At 63.4% G+C, this 11,716-nt stretch carries 11 protein-coding genes and 1 tRNA gene; 8 read left to right on the top strand and 4 right to left on the bottom strand.

Annotated features, from left to right (window positions below):
- Nucleotides 1-110 precede the first annotated feature (110 nt).
- The 3 genes from NYR54_RS00865 to NYR54_RS00855 form a co-directional block, all read right to left on the bottom strand.
- Nucleotides 111-350 (bottom strand): hypothetical protein, encoded by a 240-nt coding sequence (locus tag NYR54_RS00865; protein WP_261513470.1) that lies wholly within the window; start codon nucleotides 348-350, stop codon nucleotides 111-113.
- A 123-nt stretch (nucleotides 351-473) separates the two neighbouring features.
- Nucleotides 474-1,376: a DUF72 domain-containing protein gene (locus NYR54_RS00860; protein WP_261513469.1), complete on the bottom strand. Its 903-nt coding sequence runs from the start codon at nucleotides 1,374-1,376 to the stop codon at nucleotides 474-476.
- Between the two features lie 120 nt (nucleotides 1,377-1,496).
- Nucleotides 1,497-1,572, bottom strand: a tRNA-Ala gene (locus NYR54_RS00855).
- Nucleotides 1,573-1,706: 134 nt separating this feature from the next.
- On the opposite strand from NYR54_RS00855, the gene NYR54_RS00850 reads away from it, so the two are divergent.
- The gene (locus NYR54_RS00850) at nucleotides 1,707-1,997 is read left to right on the top strand and encodes a YggT family protein (protein ID WP_261513468.1); all 291 of its coding nucleotides are present in this window, start codon (nucleotides 1,707-1,709) and stop codon (nucleotides 1,995-1,997) included.
- Nucleotides 1,998-2,086: 89 nt separating this feature from the next.
- Here the strand turns inward: NYR54_RS00850 and phaR are convergent, their stop codons facing one another.
- Complete coding sequence (phaR, locus tag NYR54_RS00845) at nucleotides 2,087-2,701, bottom strand: polyhydroxyalkanoate synthesis repressor PhaR (RefSeq protein WP_261513467.1); 615 nt, start codon at nucleotides 2,699-2,701, stop codon at nucleotides 2,087-2,089.
- Nucleotides 2,702-2,975: 274 nt separating this feature from the next.
- On the opposite strand from phaR, the gene NYR54_RS00840 reads away from it, so the two are divergent.
- The 7 genes from NYR54_RS00840 to NYR54_RS00810 all read left to right on the top strand — a co-directional run bounded on the left by NYR54_RS00840 (nucleotide 2,976) and on the right by NYR54_RS00810 (nucleotide 11,680).
- Nucleotides 2,976-4,160 (top strand): acetyl-CoA C-acetyltransferase, encoded by a 1,185-nt coding sequence (locus tag NYR54_RS00840; protein WP_261513466.1) that lies wholly within the window; start codon nucleotides 2,976-2,978, stop codon nucleotides 4,158-4,160.
- Nucleotides 4,161-4,297: 137 nt separating this feature from the next.
- Nucleotides 4,298-5,020 (top strand): acetoacetyl-CoA reductase, encoded by a 723-nt coding sequence (gene phbB / locus NYR54_RS00835; protein ID WP_261513465.1) that lies wholly within the window; start codon nucleotides 4,298-4,300, stop codon nucleotides 5,018-5,020.
- A 561-nt stretch (nucleotides 5,021-5,581) separates the two neighbouring features.
- On the top strand, nucleotides 5,582-8,698 hold the full coding sequence (locus NYR54_RS00830; RefSeq protein WP_261513464.1) for a helicase-related protein: 3,117 nt from the start codon (nucleotides 5,582-5,584) through the stop codon (nucleotides 8,696-8,698).
- A 10-nt stretch (nucleotides 8,699-8,708) separates the two neighbouring features.
- Nucleotides 8,709-9,089, top strand: a complete 381-nt coding sequence (locus tag NYR54_RS00825; RefSeq protein WP_261513462.1) for an RNA-binding S4 domain-containing protein — start codon at nucleotides 8,709-8,711, stop codon at nucleotides 9,087-9,089.
- Between the two features lie 140 nt (nucleotides 9,090-9,229).
- Nucleotides 9,230-9,568, top strand: coding sequence for a ferredoxin FdxA (fdxA, locus tag NYR54_RS00820; RefSeq protein ID WP_261513461.1), 339 nt, complete (start codon nucleotides 9,230-9,232; stop codon nucleotides 9,566-9,568).
- Nucleotides 9,569-9,909: 341 nt separating this feature from the next.
- Entirely contained in the window at nucleotides 9,910-10,482 is a 573-nt protein-coding gene (locus tag NYR54_RS00815) for a CarD family transcriptional regulator (protein ID WP_261513460.1), read from the top strand.
- 343 nt (nucleotides 10,483-10,825) lie between these two features.
- Nucleotides 10,826-11,680: an RNA polymerase factor sigma-32 gene (locus tag NYR54_RS00810; RefSeq protein ID WP_261513458.1), complete on the top strand. Its 855-nt coding sequence runs from the start codon at nucleotides 10,826-10,828 to the stop codon at nucleotides 11,678-11,680.
- Nucleotides 11,681-11,716: the final 36 nt, after the last annotated feature.

Genomic DNA, 11,716 nt, shown 5'->3' with positions numbered 1-11,716 from the left:
TAATTTTTTTTTTTGTTTTTTTCCCCCCCCCCCCCCCCCCGAGTCTCATCCGGCAATTCCAAGGAAAGCGGATACCGCTCTCTGTCGGGAAATTGCAAAAAATCAAAAGCTTAGATACCGAGAATGGCCTTGGCTTCCGCCAGCGTAGCCTCGGAAGCAGCGTGATCGCCCACCTGATGCTCCTGTTCGCCGCGAGCGCGCAGCTCCATCACCTTGGCGCGGTCGGCTTCGGAAAGATTTGCGCTGGGCAGGGCCGCATCGATCTCGGCCATCATTCCCGGGCACTGATTGGCAAGGGCCGCTGCCGGAGCGGCTAGCAACGATAAGGCAATCAACATGGAACGCAACATGGCACTCCTCCTCCTTCGGGGCGGGCTTCACCGCTCCCATGAAGCTGGAACGATACGCCTCTCCCGGTTCACTGTGAAGCAAAGGGGCCGTCACGATTGCGCGAGCGTTGTCGGCGAAGGTGATCACGCTGACTTGGTTTGCCGGGCGGGCTGAGCGGCGAGCCGGGCGGCAAGCGCCTCCGCGTTGAACGGCGCGTACACCTTGACGTCGTTGTCGAAGTAGACATAGACGTCCCGCCCGTTCGCCCGCGGTTTGAGAGGCGCGGACGCGCGGTTCGCATCCGCCGGCTCGCGGCCCGCGGACCAGGCTCTCACGCGCTCGGCCCAGCGGTCGAGCGCCTCGTCGTTATAACCACTGGCGTAGAGCTGCTCGGCCCCGTGGAGCCGGCAATAGACGAAATCGGCGGTGACATCCATGAGCAAGGGCCAGGCGGGCGTGTCGGCCACCACCAGCGCCACGCCATGGCGGCGCAGGAGCGCGATGAACGCTTCGCAGCAGAAGCTTTCATGCCGGATTTCGACTGCGTGCCGAACGGGCCCTCTCCCCTGCGCCTCGAGCCAGACGCGCCCCTTCATCCGTTCATCATGCCGGCGGGCGAGCGCGAGGGCTTCTTCCGTGTCTTTGGGCAGGAGCGAGAAGAAACGGGCGAAACGCTCTTGGTCAAATTTCATTTGCGGCGGAAACTGCCAGAGGATCGGCCCCAGCTTCGGCCCGAGCCGCAGCAGGCCCGAGGCCATGAAATTGGCCAGCGGCGTCTCAACCTCCTTCAACCGCTTCATATGGGTGATGTAGCGCGAGCCCTTAATGGCAAAGACGAAGCCTTCAGGCGTTTCCTCGCTCCAGCGCGCGAAGCTTTCCGGCCGCTGAAGCCCGTAGAAGGTGCCGTTGACCTCGACGGACCGGAAACGCTCCGCCGCATAGGCGAGCTCCTTCTTCTGAGCCAGGCCTTTTGGATAGTACACGCCGCGCCAGGGCGGATAGGTCCAGCCCGATATCCCGACGCGTATCGTTCCCTGCCTCGCCATATGCGTTCCTCCGCGCGCAGCTTCCCTACGCCGCACCGGATGCGAGGACTCGACGTTCCCATTGGAAGGACGGTAAGCCGGCCGGAATTAGGAAACGGAGATCGACCTTTATCGGAGGATTGGTGGAGCTGAGGGGAATCGAACCCCTGACCTCATCATTGCGAACGATGCGCTCTCCCAACTGAGCTACAGCCCCACTTCGCCGGGATGGCGCGCATTTAGGTCCTGGGGCCCACGCCTGTCAAGCGTCGCGTTTTCTCTCATACGCGACAAAGTCTTGCCGGTTCACGCGCCAATGGCTACATGTCGCGAAACCTTGGGGAGATCTGCATGCTCGCGCTTTTCCGCACCATCGATCTGGCGCTTAATATCTACTGGTGGTTCGTCATCGGCGCGGCCGTCTTCTCGTGGCTCTACGCCTTCAACGTGGTGAACCCGCGCAACCAGTTCGTCGGAATGATCGGTGATTTTCTGTACCGCGTCACTGAGCCGGCGCTGCGTCCGATCCGCAACTTCCTGCCGGATCTGGGTGGTATCGACATTTCGCCGATCATCCTGCTGCTCATTATCTTTTTCGTGCGCCAGCTGATGTGGACCACGCTCGCGCCGGCACTCATCTAGATTTCCGATTGCGCAATCCCGAACGGTAGAACGGCAGCTACGCTTTTTAGAACAGCGCTACTGGCCCTGAGACATTCCGGAACCCGCGATCAGCCCTTCGATAGGGCGTCGAGCTTGCGCTGCATGGCGGCAACCTGCTCGCGCAGTTCCTCGATATCGTCATGTCCCTTCGCGTCGTTCCGGGGCTCCGCTTCCGCCTCGCGCCTCCCGTTCGGAGCCGACCAGGTTCCGGGTGCGAACATGCGCATGGCGCTCTGGAACATCTCGATGTTGCGGCGCGTCTGCTCCTCGATCATCTTCATCGGCGCCTCCATCTTCATCATGTCCATCGGTGAGGCGCCGAAGGCCTTCTGCATCTGCTCGCGCATGCGCTCCTGCTCGCGGGCGAAGGCCTGCATGGACTGTTCCAGAAAGCTCGGCAGGATCGCCTGCATCTGGTCGCCATAGAAAGAGATAAGCTGCCGCAGGAAGGAAATGGGCAGCATGTTCTGCCCCGTCTTCGCGTTTTCCAGCTCGAAGATGATCTGCGTCAGCACCGAGTGGGTGATGTCTTCGCCCGTCTTGGCATCCTGCACGACGAATTCCTCGTCGCGCTTCACCATCTCGGCAAGGTCCTCCAGCGTCACATAGGTGCTGGTACCGGTATTGTAGAGGCGGCGGTTGGCATATTTCTTGATGACCACCGGGTCGTCTTTCGCGGGCATCACGGAAGCTCCCTGACGCGACGTACTTGGCGAGACTGCCTGCATTCCCGCTTTTCACACAAGAAGGGCTGCCTGCCTTTTTTGCAGGATATGCGAAAGAGTCGTGCAAATGAAAGCTGTTTTCGCTGCGCTGCCGCATAACCTCGCCTCTCCCGCCCCCCGCAGCACGCAAATTGCTTGATCGGCTCTGGGAAATGCGTGCAGATACGTCCATATTGCGGTGCAGCAGTCTCCTGCGGCTCGGCGCCGTGGGCGTTCCAGATGGAGGTTCGACATGGCTTTTTCCAGCACGGTGGTCATCGCCGGGGCGGCGCGTACGCCGGTGGGCTCTTTCAACGGCTCTTTCGCCCAGGTGCCGGCGCACAAGCTGGGCGCCGTCGCCATCCGCGCCGCACTGGAGCGCGCGGGCGTGGAGCCCGGCGAAGTGGACGAAGTCATCCTAGGCCAGGTGCTAACGGCCGGCCAGGGACAGAATCCGGCGCGTCAGGCTTCGATCGGCGCCGGCCTTCCCAGGGAAACTACCGCCTGGGGGCTGAACCAGGTTTGCGGCTCGGGTTTGCGCGCCGCCGCCATCGGCATGCAGCAGATCCTCTGCGGCGATGCGCGGATCGTGGTTGCCGGCGGCCAGGAATCCATGTCGATGTCGCCTCACTGCGCACATCTGCGCGGCGGGGTGAAGATGGGCGACTACGCCATGATCGACACCATGATCCGCGACGGGCTGTGGGACGCCTTCAACGGCTACCACATGGGGATCACGGCGGAAAACGTCGCTCGTGCTTTCCAGATCACGCGGGAAGAGCAGGATGCCTTCGCGCTTGCCTCCCAGCACAAGGCGGAGGCCGCGCAGAAGTCCGGCCGCTTCCGCGACGAAATCGCGCCGGTAACGGTGACGACGCGCAAGGGCGATCAGGTGGTGGCCGACGACGAATACATTCGTCACGGCGCCACGCTGGAGGCCATGCAGAAGTTGCGTCCAGCCTTCGACCCGGACGGGACGGTGACGGCGGGTAATGCCTCCGGCATCAATGACGGGGCGGCCGCCCTGGTGCTGATGAGCGAGGGGGAAGCCGCGCGCCGAGGAATCAAGCCGCTCGCGCGCATCGCCTCTTGGGCAACAGCGGGCGTGGACCCGGCCATGATGGGCACCGGCCCGATCCCGGCCTCGCGCAAGGCGCTGGAGAAAGCCGGCTGGCGTGCCGACGACCTCGACCTTGTGGAAGCCAATGAGGCCTTTGCCGCGCAGGCCTGCGCGGTCAACAGGGACATGGGCTGGAATCCGGACATCGTGAACGTCAATGGCGGCGCGATCGCCATCGGCCACCCGATCGGCGCTTCGGGAGCGCGCATCCTTACCACACTTCTTTATGAAATGGGCCGCCGGGGCGCCCGGAAGGGGCTCGCCACGCTGTGCATCGGCGGCGGCATGGGCGTAGCAATGTGCGTGGAAGCCGCGTAATCAAGCGAGGGCCGTTAGCGGCCCTCAAGCTGTTCCGCAGGAAGCTGCTACCGACGCCGTCCGGAACTGCGAAAATCAGGTGTGTTCGGCTACGAAAATGATCGGGTCCATTTTCCGCCGTTTCTGAGGAGGGGTCCATGTCCCGGCTGGCACTGGTCACGGGTGGAACGCGCGGCATCGGCGCCGCGACTTCTGTGGCGTTGAAGCAGGCCGGCTACCGCGTGGCAGCCAACTATCTGGGCAATGAAGAGGCGGCACGCCGCTTTACCGACGAGACCGGCATCCCCACCTACCGCTGGTCGGTTGCCGATTACGAGGCCTGTGCGGCGGGTGTCGCTCGGGTGGAGGCGGAGCTCGGGCCCGTGGAGGTGTTGGTCAACAATGCCGGAATCACGCGCGACGCCATGTTTCACAACATGACGCCGGCGCAGTGGCGCGAAGTCATCGACACCAATCTTTGCGGCATTTTCAACATGACCCATCCGGTTTGGCCAGGCATGCGCGAGCGAAGGTTCGGCCGCATCATCATCATCTCTTCCATCAACGGCCAGAAAGGCCAGGCCGGGCAGGTGAACTATTCCGCCGCCAAGGCGGGCGAACTTGGCTTTGCCAAGGCATTGGCCCAGGAGGGTGCGCGTTTCGGCATCACGGTCAATGCCGTCTGTCCCGGCTACACCGCCACGGACATGGTCGCGGCACTGGCTGCGCCGGTGCGCGAGAAGATCGTCGCGCAAATTCCCATAGGCCGGCTGGGCACAGCAGCCGAGATCGCCCGCTGCGTCGTCTTCCTCGCATCCGACGAGGCGGGTTTCATCACCGGGGCCACCCTGGCAGCCAATGGCGGGCAGTACATTGCCTGACGGGACGGACTGCTTCAAAATGGCACACGAACCTTAACGGATGCGCGCCGATCGCCGCCACGCCCTGTGGATATCCTGTGAATCCTCGGTCAACAGATGGCGGAGACCGCAACATCTTGTGGCGAACATTGTGGGAACATTTCCACCTCGCTGATTCGTCGCCGATTCGTTCCGGCTTTGGCCACAATGTTAACCTTCAGGGGTCGCGCGGCGGCTTCGTGGTTAACCAATGGTTCAGAAAGCCTAATAAAAACTTGCATTTGCTGGCCCAGCAGGCAATCCTGCAGAGGGGGAGGGGCACAATCGTTAACGTACAGCCGCAAAGAACAGCCTTCCGGCAAAAACCGGATTCACCATGTGGAGCCTCATGGCGGCATCACCGCTATATGTTGGGCCGAACAAAGAGTGAATCCGACCGAGTCAGTGATTCGTCGCCGATTCGTTCCAGACTCGTTCCAGCGGTTAACGGGGAGACTTTTGCCTTTCGCTTCCGCCACGTGATCCTATATGTCTGCGGCGGCGGGGCTTACGCTGCTGTGACAGCATACCGAGATGCAGCGAATGAATGTTCAGCTTGAGAAGAGCCGGGCCGTCATTCTCGACGGCCGGGGCGTAACAGCCGTCCTGGGCCCCACCAATACAGGTAAGACGCATCTGGCCATCGAGCGCATGGTGGCGCACGAATCCGGGCTCATCGGCCTCCCGCTGCGGCTGCTTGCGCGCGAGGTTTACGGGCGCGTGGCGGCCCGGGTGGGCGAAGCCAATGTGGCGCTGATCACCGGAGAGGAGAAGATCGTTCCGCCCGGCGCGCGCTATTCCGTCTGCACCGTCGAGGCCATGCCGCGCGAGACCGATGCCGCTTTCGTCGCCATTGACGAGGTGCAGCTTGCTGCCGATCTCGAACGCGGGCACATCTTTACCGACCGCATTCTCCATCTGCGCGGGCGGCAGGAGACGCTTCTTCTAGGGGCGGCCACCATGCGCGGCATCCTGGAAAAGCTGCTTCGCGGCATTTCCATCGTCACGCGGCCGCGCATGTCGGTGCTCACCTATGCAGGCTCCAAGAAAATCACGCGCCTGCCGCGCAGGACGGCGGTCGTCGCCTTTTCAGCCGATGAGGTCTATGCCATCGGCGAACTGATCCGCCGCCAGCGCGGCGGCGCGGCCATCGTGCTGGGCGCCCTCTCCCCGCGCACGCGCAATGCGCAGGTAGCGCTCTATCAGTCAGGCGATGTGGATTATCTGGTGGCGACCGATGCCATCGGTATGGGCCTCAATCTCGATGTTGATCACGTCGCCTTCGCCCAGAACCGCAAGTTCGACGGATTTCAGTACCGCAACCTCTCGGCCGCCGAGCTCGGCCAGATCGCGGGCCGCGCCGGCCGCCATGTGCGGGACGGCACCTTCGGCGTGACGGGTCAGGTGGACCCGTTCCCGGACGCGCTGGTGGAGCGCATCGAGACGCATCAGTTCGAGCCGGTGAAGATGCTGCAATGGCGCTCGGCGGATATCGACACCTCCAGCATCGATGCGCTCAAGGCCTCGCTGGAGGCCGCGCCACCGGTGGAAGGCCTCACGCGGGCGCTGCCCGCGGCGGACCTGCGAGTGCTGGAATATCTTTCAAAGGACGAGGCCATTCGCGCGCTTGCCGTGGGGCGGGAAAAGGTGGCGCTTCTCTGGGACGCCTGTGCCCTGCCCGACTATCGCAAGATCGCGCCGGCCCAGCATGCGGAGATTGTCGGCGCGATCTTCTCGGACCTTGCGCGCCTCGGCCATGTGGACGAGGATTATCTGGCCGAGCAGGTGCGCCGCGCCTCCTCGACCGAGGGCGAGATCGACACGCTCTCAGCGCGCATCGCGCAGATTCGCACCTGGACCTTCGTTTCCCACCGCCCGGGATGGTTGTCCGATCCGACACACTGGCAGGAAAAAACGCGCGAGATCGAGGACCGGCTGTCCGATGCGCTTCATGAGAGATTGACGAAACGCTTCGTTGACCGCAGGACTTCCGTGCTCATGAAGCGCCTGAGAGAGAATGCAATGCCGGAAGCAGAAATCAGTGCTGCGGGAGAAGTCCTAGTAGAAGGCCATCATGTCGGCGAGATGCAGGGTTTCCGCTTCACCGCCGACCGCAGCGCGGAAGGTGAGGATGCCCGCGCCGTCAGGGCCGCGGCGCAGAAAGCGCTGGCCGCCGAGTTCGAATTGCGGGCGGAACGCTTCGCGGCCGCACCTAACGGGGATTTCGCCCTCGGATCGGACGGGGTTCTGCGCTGGATCGGCGCGCCCGTCGCTAAGCTTGTTGCCGGTGAGGACGCGCTCAAACCACGCGTGGTGCTGCTGGCGGACGAGCAGCTTACAGGACCGGCCCGCGACAAGGTGGCCGCCCGCGCCGAGCGTTATGTAAACTTCCAGATCGAAAGCCTGCTCAAGCCGCTCATCGATCTGCGCAACGCCGAATCGCTTTCGGGATTGGCGCGCGGGCTTGCCTTCCAGCTCGTCGAGAATTTCGGGCTTCTCAATCGCCGTGACGTTGCCGAGGAAGTCCGTTCGCTCGATCAGGAAGCACGCGCGGCGCTGCGCCGCCTCGGCGTCCGCTTCGGCGCCTATCATATCTTCGTGCCGGCTCTCGTGAAGCCGGCGCCGGCGGGCCTTGCCACGCTTCTTTGGGCGCTGAAGCACGATGCGATGGACAGGCCCGGTTATGGCGATGTGGTGGCTGCCCTTGCCGCCGGCCGCACCTCCATCGTGACAGACCCGCAGTTCGAACGCGCCTTCTACCGGCTGGCGGGCTTTCGCAGCCTCGGGCGGCGGGCCGTGCGCGTCGATATTCTTGAAAGGCTCGCGGATCTGATCCGCCCGGCGCTGGCCTGGAAGCCCGGCGACGGAAAGCGCCCGGACGGAGCCTATGACGGCGGGGCTTTCATCGTCACGCCGGCAATGATGTCTATTCTTGGAGCCAGGGCCGAAGATATGGAGGCCATATTGAAAGGCCTCGGCTATCGCGCGGAAGAAAAGCCCGGCGAAGAAGTCGCCACTCGGCTCAAGGAATTCGACCGGCGCGTCGAGGAAGAGGCGGCGGCAAGGCAAGCCGCTTCCGCTGCGGAGACGGCCACCGAGACCGCAGCCGAAGCCGCCAGCGACTCCGCGGCTGCACCGGGTGACGCAGAGCAGGCGCCCGCTGAAGCTACTGCAGAAACAGAGGCCCCTGCCCCTGAGCCAGCACCCATGCCCGCCGCCGAAGCAACGAGCGAGCAGGCGGACGAAGCCGCTCCCCAGGAAGCGCCGCAGGCGGACGGCCTTGCCGCTGGCTTTGACCCGGCCCAGCCCGCCGATGCTGACACGCCACAGACCGCCGAGGCGGTGGAGGCAGAGGCGAGCGGCGGCGAAGCCGCACAGCCGCCCGCAGTTGAAGAGGCGCCCAAGCCGGTGCTCATCTGGCGTCCAGCCCGCTTCGAGCGGCGGCGCCCGGGCGAAAGGCAGGGCCGGGCCGACCGGCATGCCAAGGGCAAATTCCGCCAAGGGCACCGCAACGAGGATGGCGCGGAGCGGAAGGCGAGAGCGAAGGGCCGTGAGGGCCAGCCAAATACCCGGCCTCGGCGCGATGACCGGCCGCCGGAGGTGGACCCCGATTCGCCCTTCGCCAAGCTGGCTGCCCTCAGGGACCAGCTGCGCAAATAGGACAGACGCGGTGCCCTCCGACGAACGCCAGCGCATCGATAAGTGGCTGTTCTTCGCCCGGGTGGTCAAATCGCGTTCCCTGGCCGCCAAGCTTGCGCAGGCAGGCAGGGTGCGCGTCAACCGCAGCAAGATCGACCAGGCCTCCCATGCGGTCCGGCCGGGTGACGTGCTCACCATAACGCTGGACCGTCGCATCCTTGTCTATCGCGTGCTGGCTCCCGGTAGCCGGCGCGGCCCCGCCGAGGAAGCGCGGCTTCTTTACGATGATCTGACCCCGCCTGCCCCGCCGCCCGGCGAGCCTTCCGCGTTACCGCCGTTCCGCAAGCCAGGCTCCGGACGGCCGACCAAAAAGGAACGGCGCGCGCTGGAAAACTGGCGCGGTGAAGGCTGATCAGGCGGCTGTGACCCGCGCTTCTGGCAAAGCTGTTCTCCGGCAGGCTTCACTCGCGCAATTCGCACTCTTGTCATGGGCTTGCAAAGGGTCTACCTCACCCGCCGGATGACATGTGACCCGAAGTCGAGAGCGCCGAGATGACCTATGTCGTGACCGACAACTGCATCAAGTGCAAATACATGGATTGCGTCGAGGTCTGTCCGGTCGACTGTTTCTACGAGGGTGAGAACATGCTCGTCATCCATCCGGACGAGTGCATCGACTGCGGGGTGTGCGAGCCGGAGTGCCCGGCCGAAGCCATCAAGCCCGATACCGAGCCCGGTCTGGAGAATTGGCTCCAGATCAACGCTGAATACGCGGAAAAGTGGCCGAATATAACCACCAAGAAGGAACCTCCCGCTGACGCAAAGGATTGGGATGGCGTGGCGGGCAAGTTCGAGAAGTACTTCTCGCCGGAGCCTGGTGAAGGCGATTAGGCGCGCGGGCCGGCAAGCCCGCGTCGGAATGCCGCATTGCTAAACCGGCCTTTACGGGCCGTTACAGACCCGTGCGGCCCGGGCAAATTGTTGATTCTTTCGGCTTTTTGCGCTATATATGCGGAACATGCCGGTGAACAACGTCTGTTGATGACGCAGAAATAATCACACCAAGGTGGGGCCTTTTACTTCCGGACCAAGGCGAACTTGGGCCAAAACGACATTTGTCGCGCCTGCCGTTCGCCTCCCGGAACCCTGCGCATGAACAGTACCCGGCAGCCGACCCGGGCGGTAGGCGGAATCCGCCCCATTAAATTAAGAAACACAGGAGTGACGGGCGTATGGCAACCCAGCAGAAGAAGGCGGCACAACGGCAGGGTTTCAAGACGGGCGAGTTTATCGTCTACCCGGCGCATGGCGTAGGGCAGATCGTCGCTATCGAGGAACAGGAAGTTGCCGGGCACAAGCTGGAGCTGTTCGTTATCGATTTCCAGAAAGACAAGATGCGGCTGAAAGTGCCGGTTGCGAAGGCGACCTCCATCGGCATGCGCAAGCTGTCGGAGACCGATTATGTGGACCGCGCGCTGAAGGTTGTGCAGGGCCGCGCGCGCGTGAAGCGCACGATGTGGTCGCGCCGTGCCCAGGAGTACGACGCCAAGATCAATTCCGGCGACCTCATCTCAATTTCCGAGGTCGTGCGCGACCTGTACCGTGCGGAGAACCAGCCGGAGCAATCCTATTCCGAGCGCCAGCTTTATGAGGCCGCTCTCGACCGCATGGCGCGCGAGATCGCCGCAGTCAACCGCATGTCGGAGACAGAAGCTGTCCGCCTGATCGAAATGAACCTCAACAAGGGTCCGCGCCGCGGTTCCAAGATCGAACAGGATGAGGCGGAGAAGGAAGAAGCGGCCTGAGCGCCGCCCGATCATCCTCTTAAACCATCATCTCTGCCGAACTTCCGGCACGCAAACCGCCAGGACGTCCACCCCTGAGAGACTGGTGCGCATTTGCGGATTTTGAGGTGGGGTTGCGAGCGATCTTCCACTGCCGCAGAAAAACAGACTATCTTCACCTCGCGCCCGGCTGCATGGTCGGGCTTTTGTTTTGCCGACTTCCTGTCTTTTTGCGGTCGCGGCTTTCCTCTCGTGGAACCTTTCTGCCGCCAGCCTGTTAATCCGGCATGCCGGTTATTGTGCCGGCAAGACCGGCTTTCCGGTCTCCACAAAGGTCCGGCAAGAGAAACCGGGAGCGCCGAAGATGCAGGAAGATGCCAGGCGAACGCTGATCAGGACCGCAATGAAAGCGCCCTATCTGGAGCGCGAGGAAGAGCATGCGCTCGCGGTCCGCTGGAAAGAGCACCAGGATCAGCGCGCATTGCACCGCCTGACCATGGCCCACATGCGGCTCGTCATCGCCATGGCGGCGCGGTTCCGCAATTTCGGCCTGTCGATGAGCGATCTAATCCAGGAAGGGCATGTAGGCCTTCTGGAGGCGGCCGCGCGGTTCGATCCCCAGCGCGAGGTGCGCTTTTCGACCTATGCCACCTGGTGGATCCGCGCTTCCATGCAGGACTATATCCTGCGCAACTGGTCCATCGTGCGCGGGGGTACCAGCTCCGCCCAGAAGGCGTTGTTCTTCAATTTGCGGCGGCTCAGGACAAAGCTGCAACGCGCCGGCGGGACCACACCCAGCCAGGAAATCTACCGCGAGGTCGCGCACGCCCTCCACGTCTCGGAAAACGACGTGGCGCTGATGGATGCGCGCCTTGCCAATGCCGATACCTCACTTAACGCGCCGCTCAGAAGCGACAACGATCCGGCATCGGAGCGCATCGATTTTCTGGTTTGCGAAGCCCCCTCGCCCGACGAGTTGGCCCGCGAAACGATCGATGGCGAGCGCCGGGCGCAGTGGCTGCAGCAAGCGCTCGGCACGCTCAATGGCCGGGAGCTTATCATTGTGCGCGAACGACGCCTGTCGGAGGAAGGCGCCACGCTCGAAGCGCTGGGCGCCACGCTCGGAATTTCCAAGGAGCGCGTGCGCCAGATCGAATCGCGGGCGCTGGAAAAGCTGCGCATGGCGCTGGTGAAGCGTCATCCGGAACTGGCGGCTTAGGGTTTCTCCACGCAAATCTGCATAGCCCGGTCAGCG

It is taken from the genome of Chelativorans petroleitrophicus, from assembly GCF_025398195.1.
Taxonomy (GTDB): Bacteria; Pseudomonadota; Alphaproteobacteria; order Rhizobiales; family Rhizobiaceae; genus Chelativorans; species Chelativorans petroleitrophicus.
This window is presented reverse-complemented; position numbering and strand designations above follow the sequence as displayed.